The organism is Propionispira raffinosivorans DSM 20765, from assembly GCF_000381065.1.
GTDB lineage: Bacteria > Bacillota > Negativicutes > Selenomonadales > Selenomonadaceae > Propionispira > Propionispira raffinosivorans.
The window spans coordinates 115,645-141,552 of sequence record NZ_KB905845.1; the positions used below are offsets into that span (position 1 = coordinate 115,645).

The 25,908-nt window shown below is 39.2% G+C and carries 20 protein-coding genes, 4 tRNA genes and 1 other annotated feature; of the genes, 6 read left to right on the plus strand and 18 right to left on the minus strand.

Annotated features, from left to right (window positions below; translation table 11 throughout):
- Positions 1 to 177 precede the first annotated feature (177 nt).
- Positions 178 to 444 (plus strand): 30S ribosomal protein S20, encoded by a 267-nt coding sequence (gene rpsT / locus F606_RS0107540; protein WP_019553277.1) that lies wholly within the window; start codon positions 178 to 180, stop codon positions 442 to 444.
- A 135-nt stretch (positions 445 to 579) separates the two neighbouring features.
- Here rpsT and holA read toward each other — a convergent pair whose 3' ends face one another.
- From holA to ileS, 5 genes are all read right to left on the minus strand, one after another.
- Positions 580 to 1,608, minus strand: coding sequence for a DNA polymerase III subunit delta (gene holA, locus F606_RS0107545; RefSeq protein WP_019553278.1), 1,029 nt, complete (start codon positions 1,606 to 1,608; stop codon positions 580 to 582).
- A gap of 102 nt (positions 1,609 to 1,710) precedes the next feature.
- A complete protein-coding gene (locus tag F606_RS0107550; protein ID WP_019553279.1) occupies positions 1,711 to 4,098 on the minus strand; it encodes a DNA internalization-related competence protein ComEC/Rec2 in 2,388 nt (795 codons plus the stop codon).
- Complete coding sequence (locus F606_RS0107555; RefSeq protein ID WP_019553280.1) at positions 4,095 to 4,667, minus strand: helix-hairpin-helix domain-containing protein; 573 nt, start codon at positions 4,665 to 4,667, stop codon at positions 4,095 to 4,097. Before F606_RS0107555 ends, F606_RS0107550 begins: the two co-directional genes overlap by 4 nt.
- Positions 4,668 to 4,846: 179 nt before the next feature.
- Positions 4,847 to 7,324, minus strand: a complete 2,478-nt coding sequence (gene leuS, locus F606_RS0107560; RefSeq protein ID WP_019553281.1) for a leucine--tRNA ligase — start codon at positions 7,322 to 7,324, stop codon at positions 4,847 to 4,849.
- 69 nt (positions 7,325 to 7,393) lie between these two features.
- Positions 7,394 to 7,582 (minus strand) — a binding site (T-box leader).
- Positions 7,583 to 7,726: 144 nt separating this feature from the next.
- A complete protein-coding gene (ileS, locus tag F606_RS0107570; protein ID WP_019553283.1) occupies positions 7,727 to 10,831 on the minus strand; it encodes an isoleucine--tRNA ligase in 3,105 nt (1,034 codons plus the stop codon).
- Positions 10,832 to 11,358: 527 nt separating this feature from the next.
- Between ileS and lgt the strand changes: the two genes are divergently transcribed.
- The 5 genes from lgt (at position 11,359) to F606_RS0107595 (ending at position 12,670) form a co-directional block, all read left to right on the plus strand.
- Entirely contained in the window at positions 11,359 to 12,201 is an 843-nt protein-coding gene (lgt, locus tag F606_RS0107575; RefSeq protein WP_019553284.1) for a prolipoprotein diacylglyceryl transferase, read from the plus strand.
- Positions 12,202 to 12,315: 114 nt separating this feature from the next.
- Positions 12,316 to 12,391 (plus strand) — tRNA-Thr (locus tag F606_RS0107580).
- A 12-nt stretch (positions 12,392 to 12,403) separates the two neighbouring features.
- A tRNA-Tyr gene (locus F606_RS0107585) sits at positions 12,404 to 12,489 on the plus strand.
- Positions 12,490 to 12,508: 19 nt separating this feature from the next.
- Positions 12,509 to 12,584 (plus strand) — tRNA-Met (locus F606_RS0107590).
- Between the two features lie 9 nt (positions 12,585 to 12,593).
- Positions 12,594 to 12,670 (plus strand) — tRNA-Met (locus F606_RS0107595).
- Between the two features lie 110 nt (positions 12,671 to 12,780).
- Here F606_RS0107595 and F606_RS0107600 read toward each other — a convergent pair.
- The 13 genes from F606_RS0107600 to yhbY all read right to left on the minus strand — a co-directional run bounded on the left by F606_RS0107600 (position 12,781) and on the right by yhbY (position 25,896).
- Complete coding sequence (locus F606_RS0107600; RefSeq protein ID WP_019553285.1) at positions 12,781 to 14,067, minus strand: S-layer homology domain-containing protein; 1,287 nt, start codon at positions 14,065 to 14,067, stop codon at positions 12,781 to 12,783.
- Positions 14,068 to 14,152: 85 nt separating this feature from the next.
- On the minus strand, positions 14,153 to 15,517 hold the full coding sequence (locus tag F606_RS0107605) for a PTS sugar transporter subunit IIC (RefSeq protein WP_019553286.1): 1,365 nt from the start codon (positions 15,515 to 15,517) through the stop codon (positions 14,153 to 14,155).
- A gap of 333 nt (positions 15,518 to 15,850) precedes the next feature.
- Positions 15,851 to 16,687 carry a MurR/RpiR family transcriptional regulator gene (locus F606_RS0107610; protein ID WP_019553287.1) on the minus strand — a complete coding sequence of 279 codons (837 nt, stop codon included), beginning with the start codon at positions 16,685 to 16,687 and terminating at the stop codon, positions 15,851 to 15,853.
- 248 nt (positions 16,688 to 16,935) lie between these two features.
- Complete coding sequence (locus F606_RS20745) at positions 16,936 to 17,838, minus strand: VirK/YbjX family protein (RefSeq protein WP_019553288.1); 903 nt, start codon at positions 17,836 to 17,838, stop codon at positions 16,936 to 16,938.
- A gap of 171 nt (positions 17,839 to 18,009) precedes the next feature.
- A complete protein-coding gene (locus F606_RS0107620) occupies positions 18,010 to 18,951 on the minus strand; it encodes a chemotaxis protein (protein ID WP_019553289.1) in 942 nt (313 codons plus the stop codon).
- A gap of 357 nt (positions 18,952 to 19,308) precedes the next feature.
- Positions 19,309 to 20,178 carry a CvfB family protein gene (locus tag F606_RS0107625; protein WP_019553290.1) on the minus strand — a complete coding sequence of 290 codons (870 nt, stop codon included), beginning with the start codon at positions 20,176 to 20,178 and terminating at the stop codon, positions 19,309 to 19,311.
- An 8-nt stretch (positions 20,179 to 20,186) separates the two neighbouring features.
- Positions 20,187 to 20,537, minus strand: a complete 351-nt coding sequence (gene rsfS, locus F606_RS0107630) for a ribosome silencing factor (protein WP_019553291.1) — start codon at positions 20,535 to 20,537, stop codon at positions 20,187 to 20,189.
- 26 nt (positions 20,538 to 20,563) lie between these two features.
- Positions 20,564 to 21,583 carry an LCP family protein gene (locus F606_RS0107635; RefSeq protein WP_019553292.1) on the minus strand — a complete coding sequence of 340 codons (1,020 nt, stop codon included), beginning with the start codon at positions 21,581 to 21,583 and terminating at the stop codon, positions 20,564 to 20,566.
- A gap of 7 nt (positions 21,584 to 21,590) precedes the next feature.
- Positions 21,591 to 22,154, minus strand: coding sequence for a bis(5'-nucleosyl)-tetraphosphatase (symmetrical) YqeK (gene yqeK, locus F606_RS0107640; protein WP_019553293.1), 564 nt, complete (start codon positions 22,152 to 22,154; stop codon positions 21,591 to 21,593).
- A gap of 111 nt (positions 22,155 to 22,265) precedes the next feature.
- A complete protein-coding gene (nadD, locus tag F606_RS0107645) occupies positions 22,266 to 22,880 on the minus strand; it encodes a nicotinate-nucleotide adenylyltransferase (protein WP_019553294.1) in 615 nt (204 codons plus the stop codon).
- Between the two features lie 224 nt (positions 22,881 to 23,104).
- Entirely contained in the window at positions 23,105 to 24,358 is a 1,254-nt protein-coding gene (locus F606_RS0107655; protein WP_019553296.1) for a glutamate-5-semialdehyde dehydrogenase, read from the minus strand.
- A gap of 26 nt (positions 24,359 to 24,384) precedes the next feature.
- Positions 24,385 to 25,512: a glutamate 5-kinase gene (gene proB, locus F606_RS0107660; protein ID WP_019553297.1), complete on the minus strand. Its 1,128-nt coding sequence runs from the start codon at positions 25,510 to 25,512 to the stop codon at positions 24,385 to 24,387.
- Positions 25,513 to 25,593: 81 nt separating this feature from the next.
- On the minus strand, positions 25,594 to 25,896 hold the full coding sequence (yhbY, locus tag F606_RS0107665; protein ID WP_019553298.1) for a ribosome assembly RNA-binding protein YhbY: 303 nt from the start codon (positions 25,894 to 25,896) through the stop codon (positions 25,594 to 25,596).
- Positions 25,897 to 25,908 lie beyond the last annotated feature (12 nt).

A 25,908-nucleotide genomic window follows, 5' to 3' on the forward strand; every position in this document is an offset into this window, starting at 1 on the left:
ATATCATTTTATCCAATCTCCCCGCAAGTAAATAGATAGCTTTTAGCAATTGCCGCTACGCTTTGTTTCAAATATAGAATCACTCCAGCCGTCTTCGCTTCGGAAAATTAGGTCTTGATTTTCCGAAGCCATCATGCTAGAATTGTTAGGTAACAAACCATTAAGGAGGTGAATCACTTGCCAAATATTAAATCATCTATTCGTAGTGTAAAATCTGACGCTGAACGTCGTGCCAGAAACTTTTCTGCTAAATCCGCTGTTAAAACTGCTTCCCGTAAATTAATCGAAGCTATTGAAGCAGGCAATGCAGATGAAGCTAAGGCCCTCCTTATTACTGCTAGCAAAACGATCGATCAGGCTGCTGCTAACAACGTTTTTCATAAAAACGCTGCTGCTCGCAGAAAGTCCCGTTTAGCTCGTAAACTTAACGCTTTAGCGAACTAATTTTACATGATGTGATAAAAAGCCTGTCCTAACGGACAGGCTTTCTTACGTTTAGCAAAATTTTGCCTAAAAAAGCCATCACTGATTTTTACTAAAATAAAAAATAAAAGCAAGTGATGGCTTTTTTATCTCGGTTCACATACATAACTCAATGACAATTTGATCCAGAAGAGCCACATTCGCTTGCCCCGATTTTAATTTATAATCAGCCTCTGCCAAATTCAGCAAAGCTTTTTTTAAAACAGGTTCCGTAAACTTCAAACTTTTCATACCAACTTTTTCAGCAACAAAAGGAACGAGCCCCAACGGTGCTGCCAGTTGTTTGCCCTTATATCCTTTGGCCTGCAGAGTCTTTGCCTGCCAGAGCTGACGCGTGTGACGCGTCAAAAGTGTCAATATCGCCAGAGGATGAATCCCGCCCGCTAATTGCTCAGATAATAACAGAATCGCCTTATTTATATTTTTATCACTAATGGCATCGAGCATCGAAAAAATCGATACTTCCGGAATACTCGATAAAACCTGCAATAAATCTTGTTTCGTAATTAACTGGCGATCGGTATAAAGAACCAGTTTATCGAGTTCCTGATCTAAAAACCCCAAAGAAATTTGATTCATCACCCCAGTGATTTCAAAAAAATACGTATACGCTTCACGATCAAACTGTTTATTGATTTCAATGAGTTTTTCCTGCAGCCAGTCTTTGATATTCCAGGCCCTAATAGCCTCTACCTCAGCGGCCATACCAAACTTTGCAATTGTTTTATAAATTTTACGACGTTTATCCGCTTTGTCTGGTGTTTCCAAAATCAAAACGCTGTAAGGCGGCATATTCTCTAGCAGATGCATAAATTGCTCTTCCACTGGATTTGCCGTTTCCTTTGTCTTAGCTGCTTTTTTCTTTTCCTTAAACAAAGTTGTACCACGAATCAAGATTACATTTTTGTCTGTAAAAAAAGGTGCTGACTCAATGAGATTCATCAATTCATGTAAATCAATATCACCATTAAATCGCTGCAAACCATCTCGATTTCCATCTGGCAATAATTTTCTCAGCAAAGCTTGTTCTATTTTATCGGTCAAATATGTTTCTTCACCTGAAATCAAATACACCGATTTCAGATCATTTTTTTTAATTGCTGTCATTGCTTCAGCATAATTCATTTATTTCTACACCTATCTATTCCATTTCGTTAGGAAATGCTGTTTTCTGTATCATATAATATTTTATCGCATTTGTAAAACTAAGCTGCCCCCTAAAACCAACTAACCCCCGCCCCGAAATGTACGAACATCTAGCCGTTTACCATCACTAGAAAAAACGATTGCACCAGCTTCATCCGTTCGCCAAAACCGAATATGATTCTGTGCTAAACGATCTAAAACCACCTGATCGGGATGACCAAACTTATTATCGGCTCCAACGGAAATGACACCGTAAGCGGGATGAACTGCATCCAAGAAGTCTTGACTCGAAGATGTTTTTGAACCATGATGTCCGACTTTAAGCACCGTACTTTGCATATCAGCAGCCCTCGCTATCATCTGTTTTTCTTCTGCCTCTGTTAAATCTCCCGTAATCAAAAAACTATACTGACCATAACTGACTTTGATAACATTGGAGACTTCATTGCCCGTGCCGCCTTGCACGGCATCCATTGCATGAATGATTTCCAGTTTTACTTGATCTAAAAAAATGGTTTGTCCTTCATACGCCGGAATCATCGCTCGGCCGCGCTCATTTTCCAAGCCCATTTTAAATACTTGCGCATATTCCTGCCGATTTTCACGACCCGTTATAATATGATCGACCGGAATTTTACGCAAAATAGAGCCCGCCCCGCCTGCGTGATCAACATGAACATGGGTCAAAATTAAATAATCAAGTTTTGTAACCCCATAATGACGTAAGTAAGGCAAATCGACTCTTGAGCCTATATCAAAATCACTATTTAATATACCACCGGTATCAATCATAGCGGCTTTTCCTTGTGGTGACACAATAAGAATTGCATCCCCTTGCCCAACGTCAATAAAATGAACAGATAGGGGCTGCTCTTTGCTATATTGCCAAATAAAAACTGCAATTCCCAAAAAAGAAAGCAAACAAAGCACCTGTTTATAATGCTGCCAATCCATTCGCTGGCAGACTTCTTTTGCCTTGCCATATTGAACCCAACCGGCCAGACAGAGATAGTAAACGATACCACTTGCAATACCACCGGATGGTAAATAGATACTCCCACCAGGAATACGTGCTATGAAGTTAGTGATTTCATAGGCAAATCCAATGGATAAACTGCAAAGCGCAAAGAGTATATTTTGTGCTACGGGCAGAATCAACCCGAAAAGTCCCGCGGTAAGACCCAGAACAATCACGTATTCTAAAATCGGCACCACCAGTAAATTTGCGAGCAGCGAACTCACTGACACCGAGTTAAAATACCAGGCTAAAAAAGGTAAAACCATGATTTGCGCTGCCAAGGTTATAGATAAATTCGCCGCCAGCCACTTTGGCAAAAAATCGAGTTTGCCTTTTAGAAACGGGGATAAATATAAAAGTCCGCCGGTCGCCGCAAACGACAATTGGAAACTAATATCATAGATGAGCTGTGGCTTTAGCAAAATCATCAAAAAACCTACTAAGCTCAATATCCGCCTGGCATCCGCTTCACGCTCAAAGGCCAAGGCGGCAAAGGTCAATATTCCCATAATAGCGGCACGAACCGCTGGTGAAACACAACCTGCCAATACTGTATACGCTAAAATAACCAACGTAATGAAAACTGCCATTAAAGATGATTTTAAACGCAAAACACCCCCTAGCCAAACCAAAGTTCCAGCCAATAAAGTAATATGGGACCCCGATACGGATAAAATATGAATAATACCCGTTGCGGTAAAAGAATCTAAAAGTTCTGGTTTGATTCCATCATAGCCACCGAACAGCATTGCAAATAGAACGGCTGCATCTTCCTTGGACATTACTTTTTCCATAGCTACCCGTAACGTTTTGCGCAATTCATCCGCTTTACGCAAAAAAGGATGTACGTTTGCTTCGGTAATCTTAACATCGCTTTTCCCTAAATTCAAACGTGCTGTAATGCCCTGCCGCTGGGCTGAGGCGACTGTATCAATGATTCCTGGATTTTGGTAACCATGCAGAGCCTTAACCACCCCACTTGCTGTAATAACATCACCAATTCTGCCCACGGGCTTTGTCACTGGTTGTGAAACGTACACATATATACTTCCATCAGCAAAAACGGGAGCCTTGTTTTTGCCAACGGACTGAACTTCAATGATATAACGAATTTTTTCACTATCATCTGTTCCTACGGTAATCCTGGGTGCCTCGGCAACAACCCCTTGGATTTGAACCGACTCATTCACAAAACGGCTAATATTGTTCTTTGACACCAATAAAGACTCACTGCATACTATAAATCCCAAGCAATAAAACAGCAAACATAATCCATAAGCAGCAGATTCTTTGGCTTGATAAAGCCCCCACATATCGTAAATCAACAAAATAACAAAACCAGCCACAACACACCAAACAGGCAGTCTCAGCTTCCCTGCACAAAAAATGCCCAGCACCAAAAAAGCAATGAGCAAATTAATAAATACCAGCTGATTTTGACCTATTTTCATAAAGACACCTTGTCTTTTAGTTTTTCAAATTTAGCCGCCCCCATGCCATGGACTTTCTTTAAATCTTCAATTGATTGGAAAGGACCGGAAATTGTCCGATATTCGATAATACGCTGCGCCATTGCTGGTCCTACGCCAGGCAGACCATCTAATTCTTTGGCATCGGCAGTATTGATATTAATAAGCTTAGAAGAACTGCCTGCTGTCCCTGCTTTGCTCTGAACCTCATTCCCCGATGTATTGGCCGCCAGTCTTTCGGGTACAACAATCTGCATACCATCTTTTAAAACTTGTGCCATATTGATCTTTCCAGCATCGCCACTCGCCAGAACACCACCGCAAAGGTTCACCGCATCGACAACTCTTGCTTTTTCTGGCAGTTTTACCACCCCCGGTTTATTGACAGCACCGGACACATAGACTGTAATCTCAGCTGCTGGCAAATCATCTTTAGCCGCTGCATCTAACGTAATAGCTGTATCTTTTTCATAATAACCATACAAACTTCCACCAATGATCAGTACTGCCAAAACCAAAAACACCGCCATGGATCGTTTGTACATTGGCATATAACATCCCCGCTTTCTCTAACTGACTCTTGCTTTTTAAAATTGTATATACTTCCTTCGTCATGAAATTTTAAAATCCTATATAAAACAGATTTTTTCTAAAGACCTCGCAATATATCCGGAGCGACAAAAATACCGATTTCAGGCAAAACTGCCATCAATCGGTATTTGATCATTTTTTATTTCACAACAATATTCACCAGTTTTTTCGGAACACAAATCACTTTCACAATCGTTTTCCCAGCGATGTAATCTTGTACATGCGGTTTTGTCAGTGCCGCTTTTTCCAAATCTTCACGACTTAAATCAGCCGCTACCACAAGTTTATCACGTACCTTGCCGTTGACTTGCAAAACAATTTCGATTTCATCAAGGATCGTTGCTTTTTCATCATAAACAGGCCATTTGGCTTTATGCACACTGCCATCGGCGATGATGAGACTCCAAAGTTCTTCCGTCATATGCGGTGCAAAAGGAGCTAATAATTTAAGCAGATCAACAATTACTTCATGAACCAGACCCGCATTTAGGTCTTTTTTGTCTTTAACATTATAAAAAGCGTTGACGAGTTCCATAATGGAGCTGATTGCTGTATTAAAGTTAAACCGCTCGCCAATATCTTCTGTCACTTTTTTAATCGTAACATGCAAAATACGGCGTAATTCTTTTTCATCTTTGGCCAGAGCCGCTATATCGTAATCTACGACATTTTGTTTCATAACATCTTCAAATTCACTAATAATACGCCATACTCTTTTTAAGAAACGATACGCACCTTCAACGCCTTGGTCATTCCATTCCAGATCACGTTCTGGCGGTGCCGCAAATAAAATAAAGAGACGCGCCGTATCCGCACCATACTTACTAATGATTTCTTCTGGCGAGATAACATTCCCCTTCGATTTGCTCATTTTCGAACCATCTTTAATGACCATCCCCTGCGTCAGAAGATTTTTAAACGGTTCATTAAAGTTAACCAACCCGGCATCTTTTAAGACTTTTGTAAAAAAGCGTGAATATAAAAGGTGCAAAATAGCATGCTCGATCCCACCAATATATTGATCAACTGGCATCCAATAATTTACTTGTTCATCACTAAACGGTGCTTTGTCATTTTTAGGATCTGTATAACGCATGTAATACCAAGATGAACACATAAACGTATCCATTGTATCGGTTTCACGCCGTGCTTTACCACCACATTTTGGGCAAGTACAATTGACGAAATCTTCCGCCTGGGCAAGTGGCGAAACGGAACCTGTCGCGAAGTTCACATTTTCCGGTAATTTAACTGGTAAGTCCTCTTTTGGCACTAGAACTTCGCCACATTTTGGACAATAAATAACCGGAATCGGTGCACCCCAATAACGCTGCCGTGAGATCAACCAATCGCGCAAACGATAATTAACACGTTTTTGGCCCACTTTTTGTGCTTCAATCCAGTCAATAATAGCTGGTTTTGCTTTTTCGCTGTCCATTCCAGTAAATTCTCCTGAATTCACCAAAACACCAGCATCAACATAAGCATGATCCATTGATTCTAAAGTCAAAGTACCTTCTGGATTATTGACAACCAATTTTTTCGGAAGATTATACGTATCGGCAAACATCCAATCACGTTCATCATGTGTAGGTACGCCCATAACGGCACCTGTACCATATTCATAGAGAACATAATTCGTGATCCAGATTGGCACCCGTTCGCCATTAAACGGATTTACAGCATAAGCACCCGTGAACATACCTTCTTTGGCCGATTCACTCGATGTACGTTCCAATTCTGTCAGCTTACGAACCCGTTCCATAAAGCTGCGAATTTCGGCTTCATTTTCCCGGCCTTTAATTAGTTTTTCCACTAAAGGATGTTCTACTGCCAAAACTACATAAGTCACACCAAAAACGGTATGTGGACACGTCGTATATACAGGAATTTTCTCGGAAAAATCTGGTACATCAAAACTAAATTCGGCACCTTCACTGCGGCCAATCCAATTTTCCTGCATCGTTTTAACACGTTCCGGCCAGCCTTTCAGTTCTTTAAGATCTTCCAAAAGCACATCCGCGTAATCCGTAATCTTAAAAAACCATTGTGCTAAATCTTTTTTAATTACTTCAGAGTCACAACGCCAACAATGACCGTCGATAACCTGTTCATTCGCCAACACTGTATTACATTCATTACACCAGTTAACCGATGCTTTTTTCTTGTAAGCGAGCCCTTTTTCATAAAATAGTTCAAAAAACCATTGTGTCCAACGATAATACTCAGGACGGCAAGTCTCTACTTCACGATCCCAATCATAGGAAAGACCCATTTCACGCTGCTGACGTTTCATATTTTCAATATTTGAATAAGTCCAGTCTGCAGGCTGCACACCGTGTTTGATTGCTGCATTTTCCGCTGGCATACCAAATGCATCAAATCCCATTGGATGAAGTACATTGTAGCCCTGCATTGCCTTATAACGAGCAATTACATCACCAATCGAATAATTTCGTACGTGCCCCATATGTAAATTGCCCGATGGATACGGGAACATTTCCAAGACATAATACTCTGGTTTATTACGGTCAAGTTCTGTTTTATAGGCATGATCATCAGCCCATTTTTTCTGCCATTTCTTTTCAATCCCTTGCGGGACATAACGTTCTTCCATGTTTTTTCCTCCTTAAAATTCAAACATGTGCTTGCTGCATAAAAAAATAAACGTCCCTTGGCTTATAAAGCCAGGGACGAATTTATCGCGGTACCACCCTGATTGACGGTCTTGCCGCCCTCTCTTGATTTTAACGCAATCAACGGCAGCATGGCTGCGCCTCCGCAGTGAGTTCAATCAGCCTATGTATTGGCTTGCAGCTGCCGCCAACTCTCTGACACATAGTCCTAATCTACTATTCTGTTTCCTCAGCTTTATAAATATACAAAGTTACACATCTTTTTCTAGCTATTACTGACTAACATTATAGCGTATAGAGTAATTGAAAGTCAAGATTCTACTGCGTTTCCCTAATGAAAACAAGATCTTCGCCGAAACGAAGATCTTGTTTTTAAATTTAGCTTATTGAATTCCTAATTCGACTTTTTCACCATTAATATTCCATTCTTTCGTAAATCCGACCATGCTGCCTACATGGATTTCATTACCCAGAACAATATCTTTGATTGTCGCTGCATTCGCCGTCATGAGTTTCGCAATTTTTTCATTGCCATTTACATAAACGTCAATACGATCCATTACTTCAAATTTATTATCTTTACGCATCGTCTGCAATTTGCTGATGACTTCACGAACAAAACCTTCTTCAAGAAGTTCCTGACTCAATGTCGTTTCCAGTGCCACAATGACACCATTATAGCGATCGGATACATATCCTTCAGTCTGTGCCATCGAAACTTCCATATCTTCCGCCAGTAAAATCACTTCACCCGTTTTGATGGTAAGCTTTAATTCGCCCGTTTTATCAAGTTCTTCTTTAGCTTCATGACCATTGACAGTAACAAGAGCTGCTTTAATCTCGCCGATTTGTTTACCAACTTTTGGTCCCAGAACCTTAAATTGCGGTTTAAAACTATATGTTAAGTATTCTTCCATATCGTCTTTAAACGTAACCGCTTTAACATTCAGTTCTTCTTCCACGATTTTTTTATAAAAATCATTTAACTCAGCCGCAGCTTTTACGTACATATTGCCAATCGGCTGACGATTTTTGATATTTGCCGTATTTCTTGCCGAACGCCCCAGTACCACGATTTCAAGTACAAGTTCCATATTTGTTTCTAACTCTTTATCAATCCATTGTTCGTTGACAGTTGGGAAATCACAAAGATGGATGCTTTCCGGTGCGGCCGCATCAATACCACAAACAAGATTTTGGTACATATCTTCGGTCATAAACGGAACCATTGGCGCAGCCGCTTTGGCCACGGTAACCAGTGCTGTATAAAGAGTCATATAGGCATTGATTTTATCTTGCGTAAGTTCTTTCGCCCAGAAACGTTCCCGACTTCTTCTTACATACCAATTACTCATTTCATCAACAAAACCTTGCAGAACTTTTGCTGTTTCTGTTACTTTATAATTTGATAAATTATCATCTACTGTTTTAACCAATGTATTAAGACGCGATAAAAGCCATTTGTCCATAACTGGTAATTTATCATAATCAAGTGTATATTTACTTGCATCAAAATCATCAATATTGGCATATAAAACAAAAAATGCATAGGTATTCCACAGGGTGCCCATAAATTTACGCTGACCTTCCGTTACAGCTGCTTTATGAAAACGATTTGGCAGCCACGGAGCACTATTTTCATAGAAATACCAACGAATAGCATCTGCTCCATGTTCCTGGAGTGCATCAAACGGATCTACAGCATTACCCTTTGATTTACTCATTTTTTGACCATTGGCATCTTGTACATGTCCTAAAACAATGACGTTTTTATAAGGCGCTGTATTAAACAATAATGTCGAAATAGCCAGCAATGAATAAAACCATCCACGAGTCTGATCAACAGCTTCCGAAATGAAATCCGCTGGGAAATTTTCTTTAAAGATATCTTGATTTTCAAACGGATAATGCCACTGGGCAAACGGCATGGAACCAGAATCGAACCAACAGTCAATAACTTCGGGAACACGTTTCATTTGTTTGCCGCACGCTGGACACGTAATGGTCACATCATCAATAAACGGGCGATGCAATTCGATATCTGCTGGACAATTATCGGACATGGATTTCAGCTCTTCAATCGAACCAATCGAATGCTGCTTTCCACATTCACATTCCCAAACATTAAGCGGGGTTCCCCAATATCGATTCCGACTGATTCCCCAGTCTTGCAGGTTTTCGAGCCAATCACCAAAACGGCCTTTGCCAATACTTTCTGGTATCCAGTTAACCGTATTATTGTTGCGAATCAAATCTTCCTTAACATCTGTCATCTTGATGAACCAAGATTCTCTTGCATAATAAATGAGTGGTGTATCACATCTCCAACAATGTGGATAACTATGTTCAAAATCTAAGACTTTAAATAAAAGTCCTTTCTCTTCCAATGCCTGCAAAATCAACGGATCAGCTTTTTTACAAAAAACACCTTCCCAATCCGTTTCTTTGGTCATTTCACCCTTGCCATCGACAAATTGAACAAATGGGAGATCATAGTTACGACCGACTCTTGAATCATCTTCCCCAAAAGCTGGTGCTGTATGAACCACTCCGGTCCCATCACTCGTTGTAACATACGTATCGCAGGTTACAAAAAAAGCTTTTTTCGTAACATTGGCAAACGCAAACAATGGTTCATACTCTTTATATTCAAGCTCTTTACCCTTAAACGTTTCAAGTACCTGGTATTCACCATCAAGAACCGATTCTAATAAAGCTTCTGCCATATAATAAATTGTTTCATTGTTTTTTACTTTTACATACGTAATATCTGGATTCACACAAAGTGCCACATTTGACGGCAATGTCCAAGGTGTAGTCGTCCAGGCTAAAATGTAAGCATCTTCACCTTTTACTTTAAACTTGGCAATCGCCGATTTTTCTTTCACATCTTTATAGCCCTGCGCAACTTCATGGGAAGATAGCGGCGTTCCACAGCGTGGACAATATGGTACGATTTTATACCCTTTATACAAAAGGCCCTTTTCCCAAATCTGTTTCAGCGCCCACCATTCGGATTCAATAAACGAATTATCATAGGTTACATAAGGATCATCCATATCCGCCCAAAAGCCAACGGTGCTGGAAAAATCCTCCCACATACCTTTATACTGCCAAACACTTTCTTTACATTTTTTCACAAATGGTTCAATACCATATTTTTCAATCTGTTCTTTTCCATCGAGTCCCAGCTGTTTTTCAACTTCTAGTTCAACCGGTAGGCCATGTGTATCCCAGCCAGCTTTACGACGAATTTTATGACCTTTCATGGTCTGAAAACGAGGAATCATATCCTTGATAACTCGAGTCAAAACATGACCAATATGCGGTTTTCCATTCGCTGTAGGCGGTCCATCATAAAATGTGAACGCTGGCGAGCCTTCACGCTGTTCAATACTTTTTTTAAAGATATCTTTTTCTTTCCAGAAATGTTCAATGTTTTTTTCACGATCAACAAAATTAAGATTTGTTTCTACTTTCTTATACAATGCATTTCCCCCTTAAAAATAAAGCTTTCATCCTACATAAACAGGATGAAAGCTTTCGCTAAACTAAAAAAACTTCCACCCCAAAACAGGATGAAAGCTGAGCTGTCATTATACCACCTATTTCACATACAATCATATGCAACCCATATAACGGTGGGTCCCGGCACAGCCTACTTGCAATTTCTTTCAGCCTGCAATTCCAGAGTGATGTTCCGCTTTAAACGACTCATACCGACCTCACACTACCGCCGGCTCGCTTGAATTTTAGTTCAAAGCCTACTGTCTCTATCAACATTATTATGATATTTAATGTACTGCCTATTATCGTATCACATGGACTTAAAAATATCAAACAAAATCGCAATAAACTTTACCGAACGAAAGGGCTGTAAAATTGCTTATTTCCACTATATCTCTTATAATAATAACATGAAACTGGTCTACATGATAATACCGCTTTTACATATAAACTATCTAAATATATTTACGTAACCAGCACGAATTTCTAAAAGGAGGTTTTTTTCTTTATGCATCAATATTTATTTTTCATTGGTGATTTTCCAATTCGCGCCTATGGACTTGTTTTAAGTCTCAGTATTATTCTGGCAACCGGTGTTGCTTATTTTCTTGCTAAACAAGATGGCCGTTGGCACAATCACATTGCCGATCTTGGCATATATTGCGGTCTTGGTGGCATCCTTGGTGCACGGCTTTGGGATGTTTTTTTCTTTGACTGGGGCTACTATCAAAATCATATAACAGAAATTTTTAATGTCTGGCAAGGCGGCATGGCAATTCAAGGCGGTGTTGTTTTAGGTTCAATTGTCGGTATCATATACACCAAACGGCATAATATTGATACCTGGGCTATGGCCGATATTATGGCACCAGCCATTATTTTAGGACAAGCAATGGGTCGCATAGCAAACCTCTTAAATGGCGATGCATTCGGTGCACCGACCGGCACTGCATTTGGTATCATCTATCCCGCAACAACCCTTGCCTATCAAACCTATGGCAACCAGCCTTTGTGGCCGGCTGAAGTATGGGAAGGGCAGATTGATGTCGTAATTTTTGCTTTGCTCCTAATTTTCCGTTCTAGCAAACATGCCAAAGGGCAAGCTTTTATTTTATATACAATGCTCTATTCTCTCGCGCGTTTTTTCCTGGAATATCTGCGCGGCGATTATAATAATCTTGTTTGGGGATTATTTAAATCCGCTCAGATGACCAGCCTGCTGGTTTTTCTAGTTGGCTTTATATTATTTATCTATGTTGGCTGGCAAGAAAAAAAAGCTTCCCCCGCACTTGCTACGATTGATAAAAATAAGCCAAAGAAAAAAATTAGGACGAATACAAAATCCAGTTAATAAAAGGTATAAATGGAACGTCCTAACTTAAATTCAATCGGATAAATAAAAAACATAAAAAAAGCATTGACATTTATAGGTGTGATGCTTATAATAAATATAGTTCTTAAGCGCGCTGGTGTAGCTCAATTGGTAGAGCAGCTGACTTGTAATCAGCAGGTTGGGAGTTCAAGTCTTCTCGCCAGCTCCATTGCACAAGAATGGGTAGGTGCCCGAGTGGTTAAAGGGAGCAGACTGTAAATCTGCCAACTTCGGTTTACGATGGTTCGAATCCATCCCTGCCCACCAAATTTCATATTGTTTTTATCGCGGGGTGGAGCAGTTGGTAGCTCGTCGGGCTCATAACCCGAAGGTCACAAGTTCGAGTCTTGTCCCCGCAACCAATTTCAATCGGCGGCGTAGCTCAGTTGGCTAGAGCATGCGGTTCATACCCGCAGTGTCCGGAGTTCGAATCTCTGCGCCGCCACCATTAAGTAATGTAAGCACACAGTATTGTGTGCTTTTTTTGTTATAACGACATAAAACAAAAAGCAGCCCAGAATAAAAAATTATTCTGGGCTGCTTTTTATTTTACTTTGCTTAGAAATGGAAATCGATCTGCGTACGGAACAAATTACGATCTTTCGTCCCGACTACCTGATCCTGTTTCGAATAGAAGGTTTCCCATTGAACGTTTGTAAACGGTACATACGTTACACCAAGAATCCAGCCTTTTACATTATCAGGCATCGAACCCCATTCATCATCATGCGATATATCACCATATGGTGCCAGTTTGAAATACCGGAAATAGGAGCCAAATGACCCTACTTTTTTAAGATCAGTGCCTTTATAATCCAATCTGTATTCCTGTGATGAATTATTATTTTCAGCATTTGTTCTAGAATACGTTGCTGTCAATTTTAAATTGTCAACCAGCTGCGTGCGCAAATCAATAGAACCCCATCTGCCTGCACCATAAATATCTTTATCTTTATTAGCACCAATTGCGATATTTGTTTCTAAATTGTGTCCTAATTTTCCCGCAAAGTTCATACCATATAGATTCATGTTATCCTGTACATTTTGATCTGTTGTCCCAATCCATTGTGTAAGTCCACTTTGTCGAGGCCGTAAATTAAAAACGCTTACTTTCCAATCAGGCGTAACATTATAATCCAGCATCACGCCATCCGCGGCATGGCCAAACAGAACATTCTGATAACCAAGACCCCACCATTTTGTCCCCAGAGTTACGCCAACAGCGCCAACCTTACCTTCTGCCCATATTCTTTGAATGGTTCCATCTTGGTCGTCACTACTATGCGATTTAGCAGTTGGACGCCAATCCTGATTTGCTGTATAGCCTTTGCGTGTTTCACTTTGGAAATGCGCATCCCAGTTTTCATCAACTTTCATCTTGCCTTCAAAGTCCATGTAAAAATGTTTATTATTATTTTCTGACCCGAATGTGCTTCCAGTGCTAGAATCATCACTATCATATTTCGCCCGTACAAAACCACTGAGCATAACATTATCGACTCTCTTATCAAGGGCAGTATATTTAGCATCAAGATTTTTCATTTCTGATGCGTATTCTTTTTCTAATTTTTCGACCAAGGCTTGGTCGGCGGGATTTGCTGTTTGCAAATGATCTACGGCTCTAGCGACAACAACCGCCATTTCATAACGACTCATCGATCGGTCCCCAGCAAAGGTACCATCACCATTTCCTTCAATAATACCGTCTTTTGTTAATTGATTGATGGCAGCATAACTCCAATGGTCTTTCGGAACATCAGAAAAACTGTTTGCTGCAGCAAATGCTGAACTTGTGATACCAACCGATAAAGCCAAGGCGATTACTGTACTCAATTTTTTATTCATTTCGCTAACCCCTTTTAAGAAATTTATTCATATTTTTTCACAAAATATCATCATAAGTCTTTTCTATTTTCAGTGAGTCACTTGCTTATTGCGTTTTCAGTTGCAAATTTTCCTTATTATCAACAGCATCGGCTATATGTTTTTCAGCTTTCTCTGCATCCAATTCTTCTTGATAATAAACATTATCTTGTATTTTCATGAATGGGAAATATACTACCGTAGCCATAGCCACAATCGCAATTTGCACCACAGCCCCTTGCCAGCCTGCTAACAAAAAACCTGCAATTACAGTTGGCGTCGTCCACGGCACCTGCACCGCTGAAAACGGTGACATGAACCCAACTGCAATTGCCGCATAGGTCATAATCATCGCAATAACTGGAACACCGATAAACGGAACAATGAAATATGGGTTAAATACGATTGGCAAACCAAAAATGATTGGTTCATTGATATTAAACAGTCCTGGTATAAAAGCGAGTTTTGAAATTGATTTCATCTGTGCTGACCGTGCTGCTATAAAGGCTGAAATCAACAAGCCCAATGTAATACCACAGCCACCACTTTTGATAAATACATCCGATACTTGGATTGTAATGATTTTTGCCTGCGGATTGCCAATGAGCGACATCCCAGCATCTAATAAGTGCTGATTGTCAATCGCATTCGCTGTAAGTATTGGTCCGACTACACCACCAACTATGTTAGGTCCATGAATTCCAGCCCAGAAAAGAATACTCTGGATTCCGGCAATAATGACACCAGCTACCAGATTATCCGTGAGATTTTGTAGAGGCGTCTGTAATACCTGAAAAACAATTTCTGGAAAAGTAAGTCCTGCAATAGCTTGACAGAGAAAAAATACAAAAGCGGACCCTGTAAAAATAAGCAAACCCGGCACCAGTGCGGCAAAGGCTTTTGTTACGCCATCTGGCACGCCAGCTGGCATTTTGATTCCAATATGATTTTTCTCACAGTAGCAAAAAAACTTGGCAACCAATAAGCTGACAATAATAGCCGTAATAACACCATTACCACCCACCCAGCCTTTTGGTATAACATCATTTACTACATCGCCAGCTTTTGTTAAAACCGAACCTTTTGTAACGATCAGGAACGATCCTAAAGCTAATAAAGATGCAGTTATTGCATCGCAGCCTTCTGCTTGACAATATTTATAACATATTCCCAGTACACACAAGATTGCCAAAATTCCAAAAGTTGAACCAGCAACCTGATTCAATGGTGCAGCCCAATCCGCACCAAACTGACCTTTCATTAAATCGCTGTATCCGCCAATTGGCAAATTGGCAATCAACAAGAATACAGAACCTGCCAAAGTTAACGGAAGCGTGAGAATAAAACCATCTTTCAAAGCCGCGACTGCCTTAATTTCGGCAAATCGAACCATATAGTCCAAAAACTTATCAAATAATTCCTGCTTACTCATATTTGATTTTCTCCTCCTACACCGCCTAAACGGTTTTTTATGTTTTAGCCATATACAAACCTTTTATATGAAATAATCAGCGAATACACATCCCTCCAGATGGTTCAGTAAGTTTTCCTTGATCAAAGGTTACTTTCTGTTTCTATTCGTATGTGTTTATATCTTATAAGATTAGTAAAAATATACCACATGAAAAAAAGCCGTTCAATCGTTTGAACGGCTTTAGGATATTTGTTTCAATATATGTAGTTGTTCTATCCAATTCGTTGTATCATTCGTCCAAATTTTCACAAAAATTGAACAATAACCTGTAAATTATATTTATAAGAATATTCAAACTCTAAATATTTTTTCAAAAAATTCATTACGTGACAACGTGCTTTCATAATGTTTGGCAAACAAAACACTAAATAAAACATCAAACATATACTTCGCAGCACTAAGAAAAACCATCGTTCCCAATTCATTAAACTCCCGCTCCGATGATACCCAGAGAGTTTCATCACAAAGTTTTGTTAAACTTGATGGCTTGACGGCTGTAACTAAAATTATTTTTACCTTACGCGTTTTCAATATTTCAGCGATCTCAATTAATTTTTTATTTTCACCCGTTCGGCTTATAATAAAAGCAACATGGCTCCTCGGTGAAGCTAACGCTTGTACATACTGCGCATTTACAGCTGAATTTACCGTTGATAATTTTCCGGCATGTAAAAAACAATAACAAGCAATTTTAGCAATCCGTAAATTGTTGTCCATTGCATAAAAATCAATATGCTCAGCCTGATCAATTAAGTGGATCGCCTTAATAATCTGCCCAACATTAATCTCATTTTTTGTTTCCTGAATTGCCTCAATTTCAATACGCGCGACTTTATCTAAAATGGATAGAATAGAATCTTTATTCGTAATGGAATTTTCATAAAATCCCGCCGGTGAAGAAACACGCATAGCCTCACTCGTAAACTTAATCTTAAATTCTGCATATCCTTTAAGACCGATTTTTTGTGACAATCTAACGACTGCGGCTGAACTCGTATAGGTTTTTTCCGCTAAATCACGTGCTGATAAAGAAGCAACTTCTTGATAGTGTTCCATGACATAGTCGATAATGACCTGCTCGGTTGGTGAGAAATTCTCTTTTGCCTTTAATATATCTAACAGCTTCATAAGTTACTCCCTTCTTATGCTCATAATAAAATTTAAGCTATATTGCACACCGCTCCTCTTTTTAGCGAAATATTTCCGCTAAACAACATACTAATTTTATTTTCTTCCTCTATTCTACACCGATAAGCGTAAAAGATGCAATCCATCGAACCTATGCTGTTGATTAACTCCGAAAAAGAAAAAATACAAGTAATGAATTGCCAAATAAAACAAACAATTCATTACTTGTATTTTCTATTTTATACGGATTAAACTTGCAAATAATGCGTAAGATTTCCCGTCACCTGTTGGGCTATCTCATCTAACACAACATATCGTTTACGATATAAATTACGTTTTTGCGATTTAACTTCATCAATGGTTTTACGTTTTTCCAGCAGCGGAAGTTCAAAAAAACGTTCATCCGCACTTAAACCCCCTCCAGCTTCTTCCCAAAAATCATCGAGGGATGTCTTCAATTTTCTGTCTAAACGTACATGTGTATTCGTAAAAAAGCCAAGATTTGAGATTGCTTTGATTCGATTCACCCCGATTTGTAAAGCTACTAGGCGTAATGCATATAAAATTAAATTTTTCGGTCGATACCCGAAAAAATGTTTTGTTAAATCACGAATACAATCTGCCCCTCCAAAGCTGCCCTGTAAGGCCCCAATCCACAAAACTGCATTCTGTTTTTCATCTTGACTAAATCCAAATGTAATATGATAAATCCGCTGTTTCCCTAAAGCAAGCTCAATACTCAGTAATCCTTCTTTTCGGTCAACATACTGAAAATTCAGGGCAATGCTTAATGATTCCTGCTTATAGTCCGCTTCCCACAAGACAAGCCGCTGATCATAGTATATTTTTTCTAACGCAGCCGCCTGAAAGTGTCGCAGACAAAATGAAAAATGATTTTTAATTAAAAGAAATCGTTCCTGAACGGTTGATTGATGATAAAAAACATGACGTGTTAATTGTTCAAAAAAGATAGGATTCCCTCTCACAATATTCTGTAAAACCACATTTTTTAGAAAAAAAACCTTTAATTCTTGAACTTGTTTTTGATGCAGGCAGGCTCTCACAATAAAAACCAGTAAACGTTGTAAATTAAAATCACTTGTATCCCGATGATGATAAATTTGTCGGCCTAACTCAATATATTCTCGCATCTAATTACTACCCCACTATTCCACATTATGCAGTACTTCCTTTTTTACAGTTTCTTATTACAATGCTTTATTGTATACTTAAAAACTGAAATTTATCTGAATTTGCTGCAAAACAAAAAATAAGCACAAAAAAACAGACCCGAAAAGAGGTCTGCTTTTTATGCTATGCGATTATGCTTTTTCTGTATCTTTCTTACTATCAAAAATCAACTTATCTAACAAATCAATAAGCTGTCCAATTTCCGGTTTTGAAATCTGTCCATTTGCCCCAAGATTATCCCCTTTACGACGCATTTCTTCGTTGATTAAAGAAGAAAATAAGATAACCGGTACATTTGCCAGAACTTCATCTTCACGAATCAATTTAAGTAAACGATGGCCATCCATTTGCGGCATTTCAATATCAGATATCATGATTTTCACCTGATCTTCAATCGGACCTGGTTCTTTTGCTAAAATAGACAAATAATCCCAAGCGGCCTTACCATTATTAAAATCTTTAACAAATTTATAGCCAGCTTCATGCAGTGTTGAAACAAGAAGGTCGCGAAGCATTGGTGAATCTTCCGCCACCACGATATGCATATTTTCTCTGCTTTCCTTAACAACCGTCGTTCCATTATTAAACGTTGTAAGTTTTGCATTGATTTCCGGATTAATTTTTGCAATGATCGTTTCAAAATCCAGCAATAACACAATCTTATCTGGCATTTTAATAACACCGACGACCATTGAATCTTCACCAACTTCTGGTGATGGCTCCATATCTTTCCATGAAATACGATGAATCCTCGACACATTATCCACTAAAAATCCAATATTATAATTATTAATCTCAGTGACAATGATGTTTTTTGGTTCTTCACTTCCTACAGCATTCAAACAGCGTGGTAGATTAACCAACGGCATTACACGACCACGGAGAGTAAACAAGCCATCCACAAAAGGATGTACTTGCGGCATTTTAGTAACAGGCACACGCGTAATGACCTCACGCACTTTCGCCACATTGATACCATAATTTACTTCACCAATACTAAACTCCACAATTTCAAATTCATTGGTACCCGTTTCTAAAAGAATTCCTTTTTTTTCCGCATTTCTATCTGCCATAGAATCGCCTCCACATTTCTAGTAAATTCAATTTTATTATAATATAAAAATACACATCATTAGCAAATATACCTATTAGCACAATATTCGTTGTCGCCCGCCTAAATCCTGCCTAACTGTCTCTATTGATTGAAAAGTTTTTGCAGCGGACTTTATAAAAAGTTTTTGACAGCAAACTTCATGAAAAACAAACTATATTTATGTATAAAAATATAGTACAGACCACAATGTAAAAACTCGCTGTCACTTTGTCAAAAAAGGACTATAGGGCACCTTAACGCTGCTCAACCCTATAGTCCCCACCTACTCCAAATTTAAAATTCGTTATATTTTTTCAAAAAACATAAACTGTTAGTTTCATAGTAAATAAGTCCAGCCATCTTTTTGTTGAATCAAACCCTGTCGGAATAAATGCCCCAAAGCACGTTTAAAAGCAGCTTTGCTGATTTGGAATTTATCTTGAATTACTTCAGCTGAAGAAGCATCACTATATGGCATTTTACCACTGCGGGCAGTCAATAATTTCATAATTTTTTCCGCATCAACCGAAATCGCCTGTTCTTTTATCGGACGCAGTGATACATTGATACGTCCATCTTCACGAATAAACGTCACACGTGCATCGACTTCTTCACCAACACGTGGTCTGGTTGCTAATTCTTTATTATCAGCAAACGCAATAAAGCGCTCATCCGTAAATAAAAAAGCACCTTGATCCGTATAATTATAAACCGCGCCATGGATCATATCACCGATTTTAAGATTTTCAACCGGCCTTGATGCTCGCCGCATTTCATCTTCAACGACCATGGTAACCGCAAGACGGCCCGACTTGTCCGTATAAAGCTTAGCCCATACAACTTCACCAATTTGTGGTTTTCCACGCATACCAGCATAAGGCATAAAGATACCACGTTCTGCCCCTACATCGAGGAACGCTCCATCCTTGCTCACATTTATTACACCCAAGCGAGCAATTTGACCTTCCTTCATTTTGGGTACACGCATACTGGCTGTCAAGCGGCCTTTCGGATCGCGATATAAAAATACTTTAAGAACATCCCCGATTTTTACAGGTCCAGTCTGCTGCGTTTTATGAAGTAAAATATCATCCGATGTACTACCTGTCTGTGCATCCAAAAAAGCGCCCATTTCATGCAGCCGAGCTACTTTGAGCTCCGCTACCGTACTCGGCTTAAATTGAATTTCTTGTTTGTCTTCTTCCATAATGTCCTCTAATCTTCATAAGGTTTAAATGGTGCATTGCCCCACAAACCTTCTAAATTATAAAACTGACGATTTTCTTCAGTGAAAATATGGGCCACACAATCGCCATAATCAAGCAAAACCCATCCGCCTTCACGGTGGCCTTCTTTATGCAGAAACGGCACGCCCTGCTCTTGTAAGACGTCTTCAATGTGATCTGCTATCGCCTTTACCTGTGTTGATGTGTTAGCACTGCAAATTATAAAATAATCCGTATTCACCGTAAGTTCTTTCATATCAAGTGTAACGATATCACTTGCCTTCTTGTCACTAGCCGCCTGGGCAATTACTTTACTCATTTCTTCTGTTGAACTAAACATATTTTATTAATTTCCTCCTAATATATCTATTTATTACTTGTCTCTATATCTTTATCATTTATTTCATTTTTAAACATCGCATCGATTTGTGCCTGAATTCCGCTTTGATCCGGCAGCCAATAGTTAATCATGTCAACCGTTGTCATCGTGCCGGGTAAAATATCGGTCATAACCTTTGCTGCAAAAAGCATCTTTATGATTGCTTCCATTTGCGAAATATTTAAAAGTTCAATGCTTGTGGTCACTCGATATTTCAAGATATTCACAATTTCCGGCAATTTCCATATCGTATCAAAACGAACTATTTTTGCATAGAATTCTTTTAAGAATTTTTGCTGTCGCCGCATTCTGCCGATATCCGAAAGTTCATCACTGCGGTAACGCAGATATTTTTGAGCTTCATCACCCGTTAAATGCTGATAGCCTTGTGCTAAATGTATCTGCAAATCTGCATACGGATCATCATAATCCATATTGGTTTCAACATACAAATCAATACCGCCCAGTGCATCAACTAATTCAGCAAAAGCTTTTGTGTCAATCGCAATATACTCCTGAATCGGAATCTGCAATAACTTTTCCGTCGTTTTGACAGCCAGCTGCGCACCACCATAAAAATAAGCTTCATCGATTTTTTCTTCACGGCTTCGTCCATCAATCGAAACAACCGTATCGCGTGGAATCGATAAAAAATGAATGCTTCCATCTTTGTGAGAAATTGCCGCTACAATCACTGTATCCGAACGCTGACCAGACTCACTTGCCTCGCCGGCCGCATCATTATCAATTCCCAAAAGCAATATATTTGTATAGGCTGCAAATTTCGGATCCTGTGCTTTTTTCTTAAGTTCCTGCCTCGTTTGATAATCTGCATACAACGACGAATAGTTGTCATAGGTTCCTTTCAGAACAAAAAACAAACTATATAACCCCCAACCTAATAAGACCACCACACTGATTAAAACAATGATAAAGACAAAGAGTCTACCCCAACGAATTCTTCGTGTTTTTTTCATTTTTTTCTTTTTATATCGCGTATTTTTCATGAAACCCTTATCCCTTTAATAAGATTTCATTGCGTGCAAGCACTGTATCTGGGTGAATGATACTATTTTTCTTCAAAACAAACTGCATGGATTGATTAAATGCCAGCAGCATTGCTTGATCAAGATTTTCTTCAGCGAGACGCCGTAAGATGGCAAGTTCAGGAAAATCACGACCAGGCTCAATCATATCGGCTAAATATATAATTTTATCGAGCTTTGACATGTTCGCACCACCGACAGTATGAAAACGAATCGCTTGCTTTATGTCGGGATCTTTTATTCCATAAGAGTCTTCCAGCATGTCAGCACCAAGTGCCGCATGCAGCAAAATAGGTACATGCCGTTCTATTTCCGAAAAAAAAATCTGTCTTTTATTCGCTTGTTCAATCATTTCATTTATGGTAAATTCCCTGGCGCAATCGTGCAGCAGACCAGCTATTTCTGCTTTTTCAACGCAAACTCCATAACGTTTTGCCAATTGTCCAGCTGTCATGGCTACACCTAAAGAATGCTTATATCTCTTTTCTTTCAATCGCTTCGATAAAAATTCTTTCATTTCTGCAATTTTCATATAGAACACCTTCTTATTCGTCTAGAATTCGCTAAATCTTGACAATTTCCTGTTTAAAACAACAACAATTGTGCCTCATCACAAAAAAGAAAAGTTTTCACTCGCAGGGCTTCACAGATACAGACCTTCCTTATGAATATATTGTTCAACATTTTCCGGTACAATATATTTTATCGAATATCCTTTTTTAATACGCTCCCGAATATCTGTGGAGGATATTTCGAGTTCCGGGGTCGCTAAACGATGAATTCGTTTTTCCCCGAGCCCACCAAAATATTCTTTTATATTATCAACATTTGGTAAACAGCCCTGCCGCGTAGCAGCGATAAACTGACATATCCCCAAAAGTTCTTCAATACGATCCCAAGTAGGAATCTCCTGAATGGCATCTGCTCCTGTAATAAAATAAAACTCAGTCCCTTTGCCAAACCGACGAATTAACTCATAAATTGTATCAATTGTATAAGATAAACCTGGTCGATTCATCTCCAAAGACGATACCTCAAAATGAGGATTTGAGCAAGTTGCCAGTAACGTCATAATAAAGCGATGAATTGCTGGCGTAACATGTTGGTCTTGTTTGTGCGGCGGATTCGCAGCTGGTATAAAGATAACTTTGTTCAAATGATATTCATCACGTACAGCTTCTGCCGTCATCAAATGACCCACATGAATTGGATCAAATGTACCCCCCAGAATGCCGATGCGGTGTTTCTGCTGTGACATAAAAAATGCTCCTAGTCATAATATTTGCCTATTTCTATAAGCAACGTTATCGTTGTATCTTATTTAATTTCCACAAATCCATTTTATAAACATAAACAGCACTGCACTAATAAGCCCTATAAGGAAAAAAAACTGAAGATAATCAAAAAAGTCATGGTTTCCTTTTGGTGTTTGTATATATTGATACAACGTCTTCATACAGCCCCAAAAATATTTTAACCAATTCATCGAACTTGGCCTTCACCCGAAATTAAATATTTTGCACTGGTAAGTTCAGTTAGCCCCATTGGACCGCGAGCATGAAGTTTTTGTGTACTAATTCCTATTTCTGCACCAAACCCAAATTCAAAGCCATCGGTAAAGCGTGTCGATGCATTTACATACACGGCAGCGGCATCAACATATTGTTGGAATTTACGTGCATTCGTATAATCCTGCGTAACAATTGTTTCGGAATGTTTTGTATTATATTTTGCAATATGTGCAATCGCCTCATCAAGATCAGTAACTACTTTAACAGATAAAATCAAGTCCCCATATTCCGTCTGCCAATCTTCTTCTGTTGCTGGCACAAGACCTCCATAATACGATCTTGTTTTTTCACAGCCACGAACTTCGACACCCTTTTCTTTCATTGCATCAATAACCAATGGTAAAAAATCGCCAGCTATCGCTTCATGCACGAGTAGAGTTTCCATCGAGTTACAAACAGAAGGACGGGATACTTTTGCATTGATAGAAATATTTTTAGCCATTTCCAAATTTGCTGAAGCATCAACAAAAGTATGACAAACGCCTGTACCAGTTTCAATCACCGGAACCGTACTATTCGTGACAACAGCCTTGATAAGACCGGCTCCCCCACGCGGAATGATTACATCCAGATACTGATTCAAATTGAGTAAAATTTGTACAGCTTGTCTATCGGTGGTTTCAATAAATTGAATAGATCCCTCAGGAACTCCTGCCTCATAGGCAGCTTTGGTAATAACCGAAGCAATAACTTGATTCGAATAAATTGCCTCTGACCCACCACGTAAAATAACAGCATTACCTGATTTCAAACAAAGCCCCGCCGCATCTGCCGTAACATTTGGTCTAGCTTCATAAATAATGCCGATTACACCAAGCGGTACGCGAACTTTTCGAATTTCAAGACCGTTTGGTCGAAGTGTCGATCCAATTCCCTGCCCAATTGGATCAGGAAGCATTGCTGTTTGTCTTAGTCCTTCTGCCATTTGTAAAATTCGTTCCTCATTCAGCATTAGACGATCCAGCATCGAGCGACTCATCCCCATTTTTCGGGCAGCGTCGATATCCTTTGCATTTTCTAGTAAAATTAAACTGCTCCGAGCTTCCAAAGCGGCTGCCATAGCATGTAATGCCTGATTTTTTGCTTCAGTCGATAAAACAGCCAAAGCAAAAGCTGCCTGTTTTGCCTGAGCGGCTTTGATTATGATTTTTTCTTCTAAGCTCATTTTCACAAAACCTCCAAAACAATCAATTAACTCATTAATACCATATTATCACGATGAATCACTTCTGCGTAGATTTTTCCTTTGAGAATCGCAGCAAACTCGGTTGTTTGTTTACCAATAATCTGCCTGAGTTCTTCAACTTTATAGTTCACAATACCACGAGCAATTTCTCGCTGGTCTTTTGATAAAACACGCACCGTGTTTCCTTCTATAAAATCCCCCTCAACAGAAAGAATACCAGCTGCTAAAAGGCTAGAACCCTCTTGCAGCATTGCCTTCTCACAACCAGCATCCACGATAATGCCTCCGGTAATTTGTTTGCCAAAAGCCAACCAGCTTTTCCTTACTTTCAAATGCAGTTCTCTGGCTGGAAACACCGTTCCTAGTTTTTTTCCAGCCAAAATATCACGAACAATCCCTTCACGTGACCCAGAAGCAATCAACATCGTGACACCGGCATTTACAGCAATTTTAGCTGCCTGTAGTTTGGTAAACATACCGCCAGTACCAAATTTTGAACCAACACCACTAGCCATAAGTTCAATCTCAGGTGTTATATCCTTTATTTCAGAAATAAGTTGTGCCGTTTTATCTATTTGTGGATTTGCTGTGTATAGACCTTCAATATCGGATAAAATAATAAGTACATCGGCATCGACTAATGTTGCCACCATCGCTGACAAAGTATCATTATCGCCTATTTTGAGTTCATCCACAGCAATCGCATCATTTTCATTAATAATTGGAATGACACCTATCTTGAGAAGTGTCAATAAGGCATTGCGGGAATTCATATACTGTTTATGCTGCAGAGAATTTTCTTTTGTCAAAAGTACTTGAGCCACAGTTTGACCATATTCGCCAAAAAGTTTTTCATACATATGCATTAAAATCCCCTGACCGACTGCAGCTAAAGCTTGCTTTTCCGGGATCGTTTTAGGACGATCTCTACGCCCCATACGATCCATACCAGCTCCAACAGCCCCGGAGGTCACTAAAATGATTTCTCGACCTTGATTGACCAAATCTGACAATTCACGCACAAGCTTTTCAATTCGGTTAAAATTTAATTTACCATTTACATACGTAAGCGTACTTGTCCCAATTTTTACAACAATTCGCTTCGTTTTGCTTAATTCTAATCTCGTCTCCATTATGTTTCCCTCACAACTCTTACTGACTTAATCAAACTCCACGCAAAGGCATCTTCTTAAACCATAACCTGCCAGGTAATCTTATGGAAGTTCAATTTTGGGTCTATCAAAATTTTTCTTATATAAAAGCCCATTACGACCAATTACTTGTACAAGATCCGTATCTGTTCGTTCAGCAAGCATCATAATCACATCTTTTGCCACTTCAGGGCAATTCTGCAAAACGCGCACTTTAATTAATTCTCTAGCTTTTACTGCATCAATCGCACTTTCAACAATCGATGGTGTAAGACCTTCCTTGCCAATTTGCACAACAGGATCAGTAGTAACCCCCAATGCACGTAAAAATCTTTTTTGTTTTCCATTTAATGTATTTCGAATCAAAAATTTTTCCTC